Raw genomic sequence first — 14392 nt, forward strand, 5'->3', positions numbered from 1 at the left:
CGCGGTCGCGCCCTAAGGTCACTTTCCGCCGCAGAGCGCATTCACTCGGCCGCGGCCAGCGTCGCGGTGTTGCGGCGGCGGTTGATGAACAGCACCATGATCGCGGTCAGCACGCAGGCCAGGCCCGCGACCTGGAAGGCCGGGAAGTAGCTGCCCCATTCGGTGCGGATGATACCGGTGCCATAGGCCGCCAGGGCAGCACCCATCTGATGGCCCGCCCCCACCCAGCCGAAGATCACGGGCGCGTCGCGACGGCCGAAGCGGTCGGTGACCAGGCGTACGGTGGGTGGCACCGTGGCGATCCAGTCCAGGCCATAGAACGCGGCGAAGATAGAAAGGCCATAGAGGCTGAAGCCCGACAGGGGCAGGTAAAACAAGGAAAGGCCGCGCAGACCGTAATACCAGAACAGCAGCTTGCGGCTATCCACCCGGTCAGACAGCCAGCCGGACCCGGTGGTGCCCACCAGGTCGAACAGGCCCATGAGCGCCAGCAGGCTGGCGGCCGCCACCTCGGGGATGCCCTGGTCGAAACAGGCGGAGATGAGGTGGGTGCCGATCAGGCCGTTGGTCGAAAGGCCGCAAACGAAGAAGCTGCCGAACAACAGCCAGAAATCCACCGATTTCGACGCCCGGCCCAGCGTGGTGAAGGCGATGACGATAGGGTTGCCGCTACCTTGCGGCAATTCATCCTCCAGCGTCCCCCCCAGGGGCGCCAGGCCCACCGCGCGCGGGCTGTCGGGCAGCAGCAGGCCCACCAGGGGCGCCAGCACAAGGGCGGCGGCGCCCACCGTCAGACCCACCGCCTGCCAGCCGAAATGGGTGGCCAGGGCGGCCATGCCCGGCAGGAACACCAGTTGGCCGGTGGCCGAGCTGGCCGTCAGCAGGCCCATGACCAAGCCGCGCTGCTTGATGAACCAGCGGTTCACCACCGTGGCCGCCAGGGTCATGGAGGTGAGGCCCGTGCCCAGGCCCACCAGCAGACCCCAGGACAGCATCATCTGCCAGGGCTGGGTCATCAGGGTACTGGTGATGGTCGTCACCGCCAGCAGGCCCAGGCCTGTCAGGATCGTGCGCCGGACGCCGACAGCCTGCATCAGGGCGGCCGCGAATGGGCCCATGAAGCCATAGAGGAAGATGTTCAGCGATACCGCCGCCGCGATGGTGGCGCGGTCCCAGCCCAGCGCCTGTTCCAAGGGCACGAACAGCACGCCCGGGGCCGCCCGCACCCCCGCGCCCACCAATAGCGTGGTGAAAGCCAGGGCGGCCGCCACCCACCCGTAATGCATGCGCCCCTCCACCTGCCGGGCCAAGTGCCGGGCCAATGGGGGCGCGGAGCCAAAGGAATTTTTGGGGGCGGTCACATCGGTCATGGCGGCGCTTATCCGATCGGGGTACAGGGCGGCCTCTATAATACGGGCAATTACCCGTATTTCAAGAAGCCTTGAAACCCAGAGCCTTCCGGGTGTCATATGGCTGTCATGGCGCTGTCATAGGCGGCTGGACGAAGGCTTAACACGCCACTGCCCTTCGTCTAGCACTATCCTATTTTGTTGAAGACTTCGGCCTATGAGGGGCGTAAGCTTTTGAAACGCGGCATGACCGCATCAAGGCGCCGATTGTCGCCCGATGATGGATGCGTCAATAAAAGAAAATATACGCTGGCGCCCATCTTGTTGCGCTGGCGGTCAACGGGATGGAACTACTGCCAGAACCGGACCATCGTCTAAGACACTCAAGGCGATCTCGCCTTTATCCCTTGAACAGATAGCTGGAGGGAACTATGGCCACTGACAATTTCGTCGAAAGCCTGCGCCAGAAGCATGCCAGTCTGGAAGACCGTATCCACAGCGAGCTGGCACGCCCCTATCATGACAGCGCCCTCGTGCAGCGCATGAAATTCGAAAAGCTCAGGCTGAAAGAGAAGATCGACGAACACACGCGGCACTGATCCGCCGCGGGCCACTGGCCATGTAGGGCCGCCGTCCACCTGAACCGGGTGCCGGGGTCCTGAAAAAATCAAAGACCGGGTGGGGCGTCCCGTCCGGTCTTTTTTTATGCCGATTTCAACGCGCGACAGGGGGCTATTTCCTGTAAAGCCCCTGGTATTCCTGGCGCAGCAGGTTTTTCTGCACCTTGCCCATGGTGTTGCGCGGCAGGTCGTCCACGAACAGCACGCGCTTGGGCTGCTTGAACTTGGCCAGGCGGCCGTCCAGGGCGGCCAGCACGGCGGCCTCATCCACGGTCGCGCCCTTCTGGCGCACCACCACAGCGGTCACGCCCTCGCCGAAATCCGGATGCGGCACGCCGATGACGGCGCTTTCCACTACGCCGGGCAGGCCGTCGATCTCCGTCTCGATCTCCTTGGGGTAGACGTTGTAGCCGCCGGAGATGACCAGGTCCTTGCCCCGACCGACGATGTGGACATAGCCCCGGACGTCGATCGTGCCGAGGTCGCCGGTGATGAAGAAGCCGTCGGGGCGGAATTCGGCCGCCGTCTTCTCCGGCATCTGCCAATAGCCTTTGAAGACGTTGGGGCCGCGCACCTCGATCATGCCGATCTCCCCCTGCGGAACGGCGGCGCCCGTCTCCGGATCCACCACGCGCAGCGCCACGCCCGGCAGGGGGAAGCCCACGGTACCGGCCACCCGGTCGCCGTCATAGGGGTTGGAGGTGTTCATGTTGGTCTCGGTCATGCCGTACCGTTCCAGGATCGCCAGGCCGGTGCGGGCCCGCCAGCTGTCATGGGTTTCGGCCAGCAGCGGGGCAGAGCCGGAGATGAACAGCCGCATGTGGGCCGTCGCCTCCTTGGTCAGGCCCGGATGCTGCAGCAGGCGGACGTAGAAAGTGGGCACACCCATCATGGTGGTGGCGCGCGGCAACTGGCGCATGACCTCGTCGGCATCGAACTTGGCGAGGAAGATCATGGTGCCGCCGGCCAGCAGCAGGGTGTTGGTGGCCACGAACAGGCCATGGGTGTGGAAGATGGGCAGGGCATGCAGCAGCACATCGCGGCCCGTGAATTGCCAATAGTCCACCAGGGTCAGGGCGTTGGAGGCCAGGTTGTCATGGCTGAGCATGGCGCCCTTGGACCGGCCGGTGGTGCCTGAAGTGTAGAGGATGGCGGCCAGGTCATCGGCGCCACGGTCGATGTCCGCGAAGGTGCTGGACTGCTCCAGCGCCGCCGCCAGCAGGGTGCCGGCATCGGCCGCCCCCTGGCCCCCCAGCGTTTCCACGGCGGCCACGCCCTTGGCGTGGGCCAGTTCCGTCATAGGGCCCGCCTTGGCGGGATCGCATACCACCAGATGGGGCGTGGCGTCGCCGATGAAATAGTCCAGTTCCGCCAGGGTGTAACCGGTGTTCAGCGGCAGGTAGATGGCGCCCGCCCGCACGCAGGCGAGATAGAGCATGATGGCTTCAGCGCTTTTCTCCACCTGCACCGCCACACGGTCACCCGGCTTCACCCCCCGCGCCACCAGAAGGTTGGCCATACGGGCCGAGAGCGCCGTCATTTCGCCGTAGGTCAGTATCCGCTCAGGCTGGCCCCTGGTTTCCGGAATGATGATGAACGGGGTCTCCCGTGCCGGCATGCGGCTCAGGATCAGGGAAAAGAGATGGTTGGCCATGGCGGTCACACTCCGGCGTCTTCTTGGGGCGTTGTTATTATTGGGGCTTAAACAACAGGCGGCTGGGCGGTATCGGTGGCGGGGCGGGCGCGCTTGGATACCCCGGCCCTGTCAGACTTGGGCGGCTTGGGTTCGTCCGTGCCGCTTTCGGCCTTCAGGAGACGGCGGACGGCCGCCGCGGCCACCACCTCGCCCTTGTCGGCGTAGCGCTCGTGATTGGTTTCGATGTCGTCCAGCTTATAGAGGTAATTGACCATCAGGCCATGCGATTGGCTCAGGCCCTTGGGCGACAAATCGCCCAGGAAGTTCAGACGTTCCAACCGGGCGCCATTGCCCAGGTGGAAGCGGGCGACCGGGTCCACCGGCTTGTTGCCACGGGACTTGGCCTTCAGGAAATAATGCGCCGCCGCCTGCAGCAGCACGGGCGACACCGTGGCGGCGGTGCCCGGATCGCGCTGCCAATCCGGCTGGTCCAGCGCCGCCAGGATGGCCTTGTCCGCCGGCGCCAGCACGGCGGATGCCTCGTCTCCACGCTCCCGCGCCAGCCATTTGGCGAAGGCCGGCACGGGCGACAGCGTGACGAAGGTACGCAGGTTGGGCAGTTCTGCCCGCAAATCCTCCACCACCTGCTTGATCAGGAAGTTGCCGAAGGAAACGCCGCGCAGCCCCTCCTGGCAGTTGGAGATGGAATAGAACACGGCGGTGGTCGCGTCTTCCTCCGCCATGGGCGCGCGGCCCTCCGCCAGCAGGACGTCGATGCTGGCCGGGATGTCCGGCGCCAATGCGACCTCCACGAAGATCAGCGGGTCGTCGGGCAATTGGGGATGAAAGAAGGCGAAGCAGCGCCGGTCGGCCGGCGCCAGGCGGCGGCGCAGATCGTCCCAGTCGCGAATGGTGTGCACCGCCTCATACCGGATGATCTTTTCCAGGATATTGGCCGGCGTGGTCCAGTCGATGTGGCGCAGCACCAGGAAACCGCGGTTGAACCAGCTGGCCAGCAGATGGCTGAAGTCGGCGTCCACCGCCTCCAGCGCCTGCTTTTCCACCCCCTGCGCGTCGGCCATGACCCGGAACAGGGCCTCGCGCATGCGCACCACCGCCTCGGTTCCGCCGGGGGCCAGGTTCAGGCGGCGGAACAGCTCCTGCCGCCGCGCCTCGGCCGCGTTGTGCAGGGTCAGCGCCGTCCCGGCGCCCGGCACCGCGCGATAGGCGTCAATGGCTTTGTCCAGCTTGATCGGGTCGGGACCGAAACGATAGGCCAAATCCAGCAGGAAGGCCCGCTGGCCTGCGGTGTCGAGCCGCGCCCACTGGTCCAGGATCTGGCCCGCCAGCGCCACGCCCGAGGCCTCACCCCGGCCGGACAGCAGGGTGTCGCACAGGGTGGGCAGGTCGCGCTTGGGCTGCCCCTTGGCGGACAGCGGCATCAGCTTGGCCGCGTCCTCCAGCAAATCCTCCACCATGGGGCCGTGACGGCGCACCAGGGCGCGGCCGCGATCGGCGATGGTCGTCAACATGGACCGGAAGAAGGTGCTGCTGCTCATGGGCTGGACCTCATGGCCTTGCAAACTGGAATGGACGAACCGGAGCGGGCGGAGCGCATATTGAGATGGCGGCGAACGGTCACCGCACAATGGTAGGCCGGCCAAGCGTGCCCGCCAAGGCCGGCGGGGGGCTGGACACAGCCTGCGGTGTCGACATATTGGACACGAAGTCGGACAGGCCGTCGCCCTGGATGCCGATGTGGCGGCGCATCAGGCTTTCCGCCCGATCGGGGTCGCCCTCCAGCAAGGCGCGCACCACGTCGTCATGCTCCTGCACCGACTTCGCAACACGCCCCAGTTGGTGCAACTGGTTGCGGCGGTAGGGGGACAGGCGGTTGCGCACCCGCCGCGTCTCCTCCTCCAGCTGACGGTTGTGGCTGCCGGCGTAGATCACCTCATGAAAGCGGGTGTTCATGGCGTAGTAGACGTCGGGGTCGCCGGCCGCCGCCAGGCGCTGGCATTCGCCATGGACGGCCATGAGATCCGCCCGTTCCGCCGGCGTCATGCGGCGGGCCGCCAGGCGGGCGCACAGGCCTTCCAGCACCGCCATGATCTCGAACAGCTCCAGCACCTGGCGCACGTCCAGACCGACCACCACGGCGCCCTGCCGCGGGCGTATTTCCACGAAACCCTGGGCCGCCAGCATTTTCAACGCCTCCCGCACCGGGGTGCGCGAGGTGCCGAAACGCTGGGCCAGAACCTGTTCGTCCAGCCGCATCCCCGGCAGGGCGCGGCCGGCGCAGATGTCGTCTTCCAGCGCGCGGGCCAATTGCTCGGAACGGGTTTCGGGAAGGGCCATGGGTCACCTCATCCGGGGCGGGGCAGGCGTTATCGGCGGCCGGCGGGCACCCGTCCCCTTGCCTGATTTTACGCATACACCAGTCATCTTCATGCATGCAAGACGGACAATCTTGCGTTTCAGAGATTGACGCCCCCGAGCCGCTCTGACATGCTTCCACCACCCAAGCATCTGCAAATAAAGACATATTTCGCCATTGCAGCATTTACTGAGCAATTGCGGAAGCCGGGAGAATCAGCGCGTCGAAGTTGGCGCCCAAGTGCTTGAGCGGGCCGTCGCACATGGCCCCGCCTTTACCCGTTCCCTTGTCAGAACCGACGCTTCAGGCCCAACCCCAACGCCGGACCAGAAGAAGACCGGCGCCTGCCCACGGTGAGGAACACGCCCCCATGTCGACCGATCAGACGCCCAACACCGCCTTGTCGCGCCGTGCCCTGCTGGGGGCCATGGCGGCCAGCCCCGTTGCCCTGACCCTGGGGGGCACGGTGCTGAGCGCCGGCGGCTTGCTTCCCACCCGTGCCCAGGCCCAGACCACCCTGAAAATCTCCCACCAGTTCCCCGGCGGCACGCTGACGGAGGGCGACTTCCGCGACCGGCTGTGCCGCAAGTTCGCGGCGCAGGTGGAGGCGGAGACCAAGGGCGCGTTGAAGTTCGAGGTTTACCCCGCCTCCTCCCTCATGAAGACGGTGGCGCAGTTGCAGGCCCTGCGGAAGGGGGCCTTGGACTTCACCCTCTATCCCATGCCCTACGGCGGTGGTGAGATACCGGAGATGAACCTGGGCCTGATGCCCTGCCTGGTGACAAGCTATGAGCAGGGCCTGGCCTGGAAGAAGAAGCCCATTGGTGAGGCGCTGACCAAGGCGCTGGAGGCCAAGGGCGTGAAGATCCTGACCTGGGTGTGGCAAGCGGGCGGCGTCGCCGCGCGCGGCACCCCGGTGCTGCATCCTGCCGACGTGAAGGGCATCAAGATCCGGGGCGGGTCGCGCGAGATGGACATGATGTTCAAGGCGGCCGGCGCCGCCGTCTCCTCCATTCCGTCCAACGAGATTTATGCCGGCATGCAGACCGGCAACCTGGACGCCGCCGTGACCAGTTCCACCAGCCTGATCTCCTTCAAGCTGGAAGAGCAGAGCAAAAGCCTGACCGCCGCCCGGCAGAAAAGCTTCTGGTACATGCTCGAACCCTTGATGATGTCCAAGACCGTGTTCGACGGCCTGCCCGCCGCCCAGCAGAAGGCCTTGCTGACGGTGGGTGAGTCGCTGGAGCCCTTCGGCATGGAAGAGGCCAGGAAGGACGACCAGCGCGTGGCCGAAATCTATGCCAAGGCGGGCGTGAAGGTCGTCGACATGGACGACAAGGTCATGGACGAATGGCGCGCCATCGCCCGCGACACCGCCTGGAAGGATTTCGCCGACCGTTCCGCCGAGGCCGCGGCCCTGCTGAAGCTGGCCGAGGATGTGGCATGAGGGCTGCCGAGCTCGATAAGGGGCCAGGGGCTGCGCGCCTGCCCCGGGGAGCGTCGGCCCCCGTCCGCTGGGCGGGCATGGCCTTGGCCTGGACCAACCGCGTCATCGCCACCGTCGCGGCGGTGGCGGTGGTGGCCGCCGGCATCGTCATGACCGAAGAGGCCTTGGCCCGGTACTTCCTGCACCACTCGTCCGACTGGCAGGATGAGACCGCCATTTTCCTGCTGGTCGGCGCCACCTTCCTGTCCGCAGCCTACGTCCAGTCCCGCCGGGGTCATGTCGCCATCGAGGCGGTGGGCGGGCTGCTGCCCGCGGGCGTGGAGCGTGTGCGCCGCTGGGTGGCGGACCTCATCTCCTTTCTGTTCTGCGGCTTTTTCTCCTGGAAGTCCTGGGTGCTGTGCCATGAGGCCTGGGTGGAGGGCTACGCCACCTTCTCCTCCTGGGCGCCGCCCTTGTGGATCCCCTACCTCGCCATGTCGGCGGGCATGACCCTGCTGACCCTGCAGATCGCCCTGCAACTGCTGGCGCCCCAGGCGGGGGATGCCCCTATGGAAGGACGCGCCCATGGGCACGGTTGAGATCGGCCTGCTCTACGGCGGCGCCACCCTGGTGGCCCTGTTCGCCGGCCTGCCCATCGCCTTCGCGCTGGGCAGCGTCGCCGTGGTCTTCATGTACTTCTTCATGCCGGCGGCCTCACTGGATACCGTCACCCAGAATGTGTACGAGGAGATGGCCAGCATCACCATGCTGACCATCCCCCTGTTCATCCTGAAGGGTGCTGCCATCGGCCGGTCACGCGCCGGTTCCGACCTTTATTCAGCCCTGCATGTATGGATGGGCCGGGTGCCGGGTGGCTTGGGCGTGGCCAACGTCTTCGCCTGCGCCCTGTTCGCCGCCATGGCCGGCAGCAGCCCCGCCACCTGTTCAGCCATCGGCAGCGCCGGCATTCCCGAGATGCGCCGCCGCGGCTATTCCCCCGGCTTCGCCGCCGGCATCATCGCCGCCGGCGGCACCCTGGGTATCCTGCTGCCGCCCTCCATCACCCTGATCCTCTACGCCGTCGCGGCGGAACAGTCGCTGGGCCGCCTGTTCCTGGCCGGGATCGGGCCGGGCGTGCTGATGGTGGTGCTGTTCGCGATCTACGCCGTGGCGCGCTATCGCCGGGAAAAGGCGGTGGCCACGGCGGCCTACGCCCAGGGCGGGACGTGGTCGGAGCTTCTGCGCACCGACACCTTCACGGCGCGCGAACGCTTCGCCGCCATTCCCCGCGTGCTGCCCTTTGTCATCCTGCTGATCGGCGTCATGTTCGCCCTTTATGGCGGCATCGCCACCCCGTCGGAAACGGCGGGTTTGGGGGCTGTCCTGGCGCTGGTGATGGTGGCCGGCATCTACCGTATCTGGCGACCCGGACAGATGGGTCCCATCCTGATGTCCACCCTGCGGGAGTCCACCATGCTGATGATGATCATCGGCATGTCGCTGCTGTATTCCTACGTGATGAGCTACCTGCACATCAGCCAGGGCGCGGCGGAGTGGATCGTGGGCATGCACCTGTCGAAGTGGGTGCTGCTGGCCGCCATCCTGGCGCTGGTGGTGGTGCTGGGCTTTTTCCTGCCGCCGGTCAGCATCATCCTGATGACCGCACCCGTCATCCTGCCACCGCTGAAGGCCGCCGGGTTCGACCTGATCTGGTTCGGCATCATCATGTCCATCGTCATGGAGATGGGCCTGATCCACCCGCCGGTGGGCCTGAACATCTTCGTCATCAAGAACATCGCGCCGGACATTCCCCTGCGCGACGTGGTGATGGGGGTGCTGCCCTTCGTGGGCCTGATGCTGGTGTCCATCCTGGCGCTGTGCCTGGTGCCAGGCCTCGCCACCTGGCTGCCCGGCGCCGTTTACGCCGGGTGAACCAACCGCCAAGAGGAAGGGGGGGCGGTCCCATCGGGGGCCGCCCCCCTTCCTCTTTTTCGGATTTGGCCGCCTGGTCAGGCCGCGTCGGTACGGATCTCGGCGACCACGCCATCCACGACGGCCTGCAGTTTCTCCACCCGGCCCGACAGCAGCTTGGACAGGTCGGCGATGCCGTCGGCGGAGCCGTTGGTGTCGGTCCAGGCCGACAGCGTCTCCTCACACCCCCGGGCGGCGGCACCGGCGCTCTGCACCGCCTCCGCGGCGCTGCGGGCGATCTCCTTCGTGGCGGCGTCCTGTTCCTCAACCGCCGCCGCGATGGCGGAGGTGGCCGCGTCCACGTCGAAGATGACGGTGGCAATGGATTCGATGGCCTCCGCCGCCTCATGCGTGCTGTCGCGGATGGCAGCCACCTTCTGCGCCACTTCAGACGTCGCCAGGCCCGTCTGGCCGGCCAGGTTCTTCACCTCCGACGCCACGACGGCGAAGCCCTTGCCCGCCACGCCGGCGCGCGCCGCCTCGATAGTGGCGTTCAGTGCCAGCAGGTTGGTGCGTTCCGCGATCTCGCTGATGGTGGCCAGCACGCTGCCGATGCTGGAGGCCGCTTCCGACAAGCCGTTGATGATGGCCTGGGCGGAGCGCGCCCGCTCCGCCGCCTCGCGCGTCACGCCGGAGGAGCGGGCCACCTGGCTGCTGATCTCGGCGATGGCCTCGGACAGCTGCGAGGCCGCATCCGCCACCTGCGAGGCGCTGTCCAGCGCATCCCCGCCCGAGGCGGCGATGGCGCCAGCGTTGTCCGACCCGCGCCGCACCAGGGCGCGCAGATCATCGGCACAGCCGCGGGCGTCGGTGGCCGCCCCGGCGACCTCACCCGCCAGGCCGCCGACGTCGCTTTCCAGGCGCCGCGCCAGGGCCAGCATCAGGCGGTTGCGTTCGTCCCGCGCCTGGGCGGCCATGGCCTCGCGCGCGGATGTCGCCTGGGCCAGTTCCTCATGCGCCTGGCGGGCATCGGCCAGGGCCTCATCCGACCGCTGGAAGGACCGGGCCATGGTCTGGGCCAGCCAGGCCAGCAGGGCGCCTTCGAACACCACCAGCCAGACGTACATCAGGATGCGCAGGTATTCCCCGCCGCGGACGCCGGCCGACTCCGGAACCGCCAGCCCGCCGACGATGAAGAACATCGCCACGGCTGCCGCGGACGCCGCCAGAGTACGCCCGTCGCAAAAGCCGGCGGACACGGCAACCAGGATGTAGACATAGACCTGCATGCCCGTCTGCCACGGATTGCCGGCGAAGGCCCAAATGGACAGGGCGCCGGCCAGGGGCAGGCAAGCGGCCAGCACCAGACGGCTGGCCGGGGGCGGCAGGGTCGCCCAGGCACCCGCCGCCACCAGCACGACCAGCAGCGTCGCCGCCGGTTGACGCCAGTCGAACCCACCCAGAACCACCAGTTGGGCAGCCAGAAGAACGAAGATCTGCGCCACCAGCAGCGTCAGCACCAACAGCGTGGTGGTGCGACGAACACGGTCCAAGGGCGACAGATTTGCAGCAGAGGCAAGCGATGCGGCAGGCATGGGGCCAATCTCCCGGAAAAGGTTTTCCCAGATAACCGTTCCCGGTACGCCTCGCCTTGACTTGGATCACTAATGTGCAATGAAGCGGGGCCCCATTGGGGGCCCCGATGACCTGGCATCAACGAATGGCGCGGGAAGCGGCGATCAGAAGAACGCCTGGCTCAGGTTCTGCTGCGGCGCCTGCACGGGGGTCGCCAAGGTCTCCACCGACGCCAGCCACTGGAAATAGCTGACCACGACCACGCGCACGGCGCTGGACAGGCTGGTTTCGTCATCACGCGAGCGGTCGATCACGTCCAGCAGCTCGGCGATCTGGCAGCCTTCCTGGCGGGCCAAAAGGTCCAGGCCGGTCCAGAACTGTGGCTCCAGCCGCATGGAGGTGCGGCGGGTGCCCACGCGGACGCTGCGCGGCACCAGGGACCGCGGCGCCGTGGCCTGATGCACGGCGGCCAGAACCGGAAACGGAAGGCGATGGCTGGTCAGTACGGTCATATCCATGCTCCGAGACAAGGATCCGGACGCGCTACCGGAGCGCATTATCCGGGGGTGTGATGGCGGTCCTTATCAAAGCGGGGGAAATGTAGTTACATAACTGTAGACTCATACAGGGTTAGGCGCTTTTGACGCGAAAGAGGTGCCCCAACCCGTCAATCGCGCGCCCCTCCCCGGGCCTCTCGGACGCTTTCCCATGATCCTGGACGAAGCCCTAAACCGGTTGGGCCAGCCTGACAATCCTGAAGATTTATTCAATACATTCAGCCAGTTGGCCCGGGACCTCGGCTACGCCGCCGTCAGTTACATCGACAGCCGCCCAGGCCCGGCGCCGGGCGAACCGGACCTTTTCGTGCGCACGACGGTGCGGGAGGATTTTCTCCACACCTACCTGTCCGAAGGGTATATGAGCCATGACCCGCTGATGGTGATGGCGAAACGGCAGGCCGCCCCCCTGACGTGGGCCGACGTGCCGGAGTTCCATGCCAGCCTGCAGGCGCCCTCCAAGCTGGATCTGCCGGCGCGCGGCCGGGCCAAGCAGGATGCCCAGCGCGCCATCGCCGTCATGACCTCGGCCGCCGATCACGGCTACACCCAGGGGTACGTCATTCCCACCCACACGGTGGACCCGCAGGGCCGCCTGGCCTCGGCGGTGGTCAGCCTGTTCTGGACGCAAAAGCCGGAGGGGCTGATCAGCCCGGATTCGGCGCCAGCGTGGCTGCGCCTCAGTGCCCTTTATTTCCATGAACGGGTGGTCAGCATGCGCCTGACACCCGTTACCCCGCCGCCGACGCTGACCCAGCGTGAACAGGAGGCCCTGGTATGGGCCAGCCGGGGCAAGACGGTGGAGGAAACGGGCGAGATCATCGGCGTGTCCGGCCGCACCGTGACCTTTCACCTGCAGAATGCGCTGGAAAAGCTGGGCTGCTACTCCAAGATCCACGCCGTGGCCAAGGCCATCCAGATGGGCCTGATTTATCCTTGATTTGGCTTCAGGCGCCAGCGGCCGCATCCGCGGCCTCGGCTATCCTCGCTCCGCCCTACGGTGCTCGCTGCGGGGCTCGCGGTCGCGAGCCTGGAAGAGGGACGCAGAAAAGGGGCGCCGGGAGTCAGCCGGCCCCCTGCTCATCGAGGGAGCCTTAATACTGCGACGCGCGGCGGCGGCTGACCAGGCGCTGCAGGTACTGGCCGTAGGGGCTGTTCTTGTAGGCCCGGGCCTGGGACAGCACCGCCTCTTCATCCACGAAGCCCAGTTCGAGGGCGATTTCCTCGGGGCAGCCGATCTTCAGTCCCTGGCGATGCTCGATGGTGCGCACGAATTCCGCCGCCTCCAGCAATGAATCGTGGGTGCCGGTGTCCAGCCAGGCGGTGCCGCGGCCCAGGCGCTCCACCAGCAGGTTGCCTTGCTGCAGATAGACGTTGTTGACGTCGGTGATCTCCAGCTCGCCACGGGGCGAGGGCTTGATCTCCCGGGCGACGTCCACCACCCGGTTATCGTAGAAGTACAGGCCGGTCACCGCCCAGTTGGACCTGGGCTCCTTGGGCTTTTCCACGATGCTGATGGCGCGGCCCTGCTCGTCGAATTCCACCACGCCATAGCGGTGCGGATCCTCAACCCAATAGGCGAAGACGGTGGCGCCATCCTTCACCGAGGCGGCCTTCTGGGCCTGGGCACTCAAGCCCTGCCCGTAGAAGATGTTGTCGCCCAGCACCAGGGCGCAGGGGTCGTTGCCAATGAAGTCGCGGCCAATGATGAAGGCCTCCGCCAGGCCGTTGGGCGCCGCCTGCTCGGCGTAGGACAGGTTGATGCCCCAGGGCGCGCCGTCGCCCAGCAAATCCTGGAACAGGGGCAAGTGGTGCGGCGTGCTGATCAGCAGGATGTCGCGGATGCCGGCCAGCATCAGGACCGACAGCGGGTAATAGACCATCGGCTTGTCATAGATGGGCAGCAGCTGCTTGCTGACACTCTTGGTCAGGGGGTGCAACCGCGTGCCGGAACCGCCCGCGAGGATGATGCCCTTCATTTGAATAAGCCTTGTATTTTATAAGGTTAAAGGAAAATCCGAAGTTGCGCGTCAGGATCAGGCCGGCAGCAGGACATCCAGGCTGCGGGCTAGGCTGTCGGGCCAGGCCGGCGCCCGCCAGCCGAAAACCCGCTCCAGCAGCGCGCAGTCCAACACCGAATTGGCCGGCCGCTTGGCCGGGGTGGGATAGTCCGCTGTGCCGATCGCCACCAGACGCGGGACCTTGGCGCCCCGCGCCTGGGCTTGGGCGAAAATCTCCGCCGCGAAGCCGTGCCACGTTGTGGCGCCGGTACCGCACAGGTGATAGGTGCCGAAACCGTCGCGCTGCCCATCCAGGATGCGGTTCCCCACCGCCACCAGGGCGTCGGCGATGTCCGCCGCCGCGGTGGGACAGCCGTGCTGATCCGCCACAACGCGCAGCTCTTCCCGCTCCGCGCCCAGGCGCAACATGGTCCTGAGGAAATTGGCGCGGTCGGGGCCATAAACCCAGGCCGTACGTAGGATGACGTGGGCCGGCAAAGCCGCCCGCACCGCCTGCTCGCCCGCCTCTTTCGAAGCGCCGTAGACGCTGACAGGGCCGACGGGGTCGGTTTCCACGTACGGGCCCACCTTGGTGCCGTCGAAGACGTAATCCGTCGACAGGTGCAGCAAGGGGGTGTCCCGCACGGCACAGGCGCGGGCCAGCGCCGCCGGGCCATCACGGTTGGCGGCATAGGCCGCATCGACTTCGCTCTCGGCCTTGTCCACGGCCGTATAAGCGGCGCAGTTCACCACCAGATCGGCGGCCGACACCGCCGCCAGGACGGCATCGGCGTCGGCGATGTCCAATGCCTCGCGGCCCGGGGCCGTGACTTGCCAGTTGGCCGGCACCACGCGCCGGAAAGCCAAGCCCACCTGACCCGCCCCGCCGAGCAGCAGTACCCGAACGGTCCCCACGCTCTCCCCCGTCATGAGACGCCCCC

General features: G+C 66.8%; 13 protein-coding genes. 5 read left to right on the forward strand and 8 right to left on the reverse strand.

The features are described from left to right. Nucleotides 1-41 precede the first annotated feature (41 nt). Nucleotides 42-1370, reverse strand: a complete 1329-nt coding sequence (locus FBZ87_RS20135; RefSeq protein WP_145612369.1) for an MFS transporter — start codon at nucleotides 1368-1370, stop codon at nucleotides 42-44. Between the two features lie 410 nt (nucleotides 1371-1780). Between FBZ87_RS20135 and FBZ87_RS20140 the strand changes: the two genes are divergently transcribed. Further along, nucleotides 1781-1948, forward strand: coding sequence for a YdcH family protein (locus FBZ87_RS20140; RefSeq protein WP_081486311.1), 168 nt, complete (start codon nucleotides 1781-1783; stop codon nucleotides 1946-1948). A gap of 133 nt (nucleotides 1949-2081) precedes the next feature. On the opposite strand, the gene FBZ87_RS20145 is transcribed toward FBZ87_RS20140, so the two are convergent. From FBZ87_RS20145 to FBZ87_RS20155, 3 genes are all read right to left on the reverse strand, one after another. Continuing rightward, complete coding sequence (locus tag FBZ87_RS20145; RefSeq protein WP_145612370.1) at nucleotides 2082-3623, reverse strand: malonate--CoA ligase; 1542 nt, start codon at nucleotides 3621-3623, stop codon at nucleotides 2082-2084. Nucleotides 3624-3670: 47 nt separating this feature from the next. Then, nucleotides 3671-5164: a malonyl-CoA decarboxylase gene (locus FBZ87_RS20150; protein ID WP_145612371.1), complete on the reverse strand. Its 1494-nt coding sequence runs from the start codon at nucleotides 5162-5164 to the stop codon at nucleotides 3671-3673. Nucleotides 5165-5243: 79 nt separating this feature from the next. Beyond that, nucleotides 5244-5963, reverse strand: a complete 720-nt coding sequence (locus tag FBZ87_RS20155) for a GntR family transcriptional regulator (protein WP_145612372.1) — start codon at nucleotides 5961-5963, stop codon at nucleotides 5244-5246. A gap of 389 nt (nucleotides 5964-6352) precedes the next feature. Between FBZ87_RS20155 and dctP the strand changes: the two genes are divergently transcribed. From dctP to FBZ87_RS20170, 3 genes are read left to right on the forward strand one after another with little or no spacing between them, the layout of a single operon-like run. Further along, nucleotides 6353-7429 carry a TRAP transporter substrate-binding protein DctP gene (gene dctP, locus FBZ87_RS20160; protein ID WP_145612373.1) on the forward strand — a complete coding sequence of 359 codons (1077 nt, stop codon included), beginning with the start codon at nucleotides 6353-6355 and terminating at the stop codon, nucleotides 7427-7429. Further along, a complete protein-coding gene (locus tag FBZ87_RS20165) occupies nucleotides 7426-8007 on the forward strand; it encodes a TRAP transporter small permease (protein ID WP_145612374.1) in 582 nt (193 codons plus the stop codon). The genes dctP and FBZ87_RS20165 overlap by 4 nt, the downstream gene beginning before the upstream one ends. After that, complete coding sequence (locus FBZ87_RS20170; RefSeq protein WP_145612375.1) at nucleotides 7994-9340, forward strand: TRAP transporter large permease; 1347 nt, start codon at nucleotides 7994-7996, stop codon at nucleotides 9338-9340. Before FBZ87_RS20165 ends, FBZ87_RS20170 begins: the two co-directional genes overlap by 14 nt. 77 nt (nucleotides 9341-9417) lie before the next feature. On the opposite strand, the gene FBZ87_RS29825 is transcribed toward FBZ87_RS20170, so the two are convergent. Both FBZ87_RS29825 and FBZ87_RS20180 read right to left on the reverse strand, forming a co-directional pair. Continuing rightward, nucleotides 9418-10914, reverse strand: a complete 1497-nt coding sequence (locus FBZ87_RS29825) for a methyl-accepting chemotaxis protein (protein WP_246134508.1) — start codon at nucleotides 10912-10914, stop codon at nucleotides 9418-9420. A 144-nt stretch (nucleotides 10915-11058) separates the two neighbouring features. Next, on the reverse strand, nucleotides 11059-11406 hold the full coding sequence (locus FBZ87_RS20180; RefSeq protein ID WP_186454861.1) for a ribbon-helix-helix domain-containing protein: 348 nt from the start codon (nucleotides 11404-11406) through the stop codon (nucleotides 11059-11061). A gap of 196 nt (nucleotides 11407-11602) precedes the next feature. Between FBZ87_RS20180 and FBZ87_RS20185 the strand changes: the two genes are divergently transcribed. After that, nucleotides 11603-12391 carry a helix-turn-helix transcriptional regulator gene (locus tag FBZ87_RS20185; RefSeq protein WP_145612377.1) on the forward strand — a complete coding sequence of 263 codons (789 nt, stop codon included), beginning with the start codon at nucleotides 11603-11605 and terminating at the stop codon, nucleotides 12389-12391. 154 nt (nucleotides 12392-12545) lie between these two features. Here FBZ87_RS20185 and rfbA read toward each other — a convergent pair whose 3' ends face one another. Together rfbA and rfbD are read right to left on the reverse strand one after the other, a co-directional pair. After that, entirely contained in the window at nucleotides 12546-13430 is an 885-nt protein-coding gene (gene rfbA / locus FBZ87_RS20190; protein WP_145612378.1) for a glucose-1-phosphate thymidylyltransferase RfbA, read from the reverse strand. A 57-nt stretch (nucleotides 13431-13487) separates the two neighbouring features. Beyond that, a complete protein-coding gene (rfbD, locus tag FBZ87_RS20195; protein WP_145612379.1) occupies nucleotides 13488-14381 on the reverse strand; it encodes a dTDP-4-dehydrorhamnose reductase in 894 nt (297 codons plus the stop codon). Between the last annotated feature and the right edge of the window lie 11 nt (nucleotides 14382-14392).

The sequence above is a fragment of the Nitrospirillum amazonense genome, from assembly GCF_007828035.1.
Lineage (GTDB): Bacteria > Pseudomonadota > Alphaproteobacteria > Azospirillales > Azospirillaceae > Nitrospirillum > Nitrospirillum amazonense.

Coding starts and splice junctions, on each gene's coding strand:
- FBZ87_RS20135 (WP_145612369.1), bottom strand. CDS start 1,370: ATGACCGATGTGACCGCCCCCAAAAATTCCTTTGGCTCCGCGCCCCCA.
- FBZ87_RS20140 (WP_081486311.1), top strand. CDS start 1,781: ATGGCCACTGACAATTTCGTCGAAAGCCTGCGCCAGAAGCATGCCAGT.
- FBZ87_RS20145 (WP_145612370.1), bottom strand. CDS start 3,623: ATGGCCAACCATCTCTTTTCCCTGATCCTGAGCCGCATGCCGGCACGG.
- FBZ87_RS20150 (WP_145612371.1), bottom strand. CDS start 5,164: ATGAGCAGCAGCACCTTCTTCCGGTCCATGTTGACGACCATCGCCGAT.
- FBZ87_RS20155 (WP_145612372.1), bottom strand. CDS start 5,963: ATGGCCCTTCCCGAAACCCGTTCCGAGCAATTGGCCCGCGCGCTGGAA.
- dctP (WP_145612373.1), top strand. CDS start 6,353: ATGTCGACCGATCAGACGCCCAACACCGCCTTGTCGCGCCGTGCCCTG.
- FBZ87_RS20165 (WP_145612374.1), top strand. CDS start 7,426: ATGAGGGCTGCCGAGCTCGATAAGGGGCCAGGGGCTGCGCGCCTGCCC.
- FBZ87_RS20170 (WP_145612375.1), top strand. CDS start 7,994: ATGGGCACGGTTGAGATCGGCCTGCTCTACGGCGGCGCCACCCTGGTG.
- FBZ87_RS29825 (WP_246134508.1), bottom strand. CDS start 10,914: ATGCCTGCCGCATCGCTTGCCTCTGCTGCAAATCTGTCGCCCTTGGAC.
- FBZ87_RS20180 (WP_186454861.1), bottom strand. CDS start 11,406: ATGACCGTACTGACCAGCCATCGCCTTCCGTTTCCGGTTCTGGCCGCC.
- FBZ87_RS20185 (WP_145612377.1), top strand. CDS start 11,603: ATGATCCTGGACGAAGCCCTAAACCGGTTGGGCCAGCCTGACAATCCT.
- rfbA (WP_145612378.1), bottom strand. CDS start 13,430: ATGAAGGGCATCATCCTCGCGGGCGGTTCCGGCACGCGGTTGCACCCC.
- rfbD (WP_145612379.1), bottom strand. CDS start 14,381: ATGACGGGGGAGAGCGTGGGGACCGTTCGGGTACTGCTGCTCGGCGGG.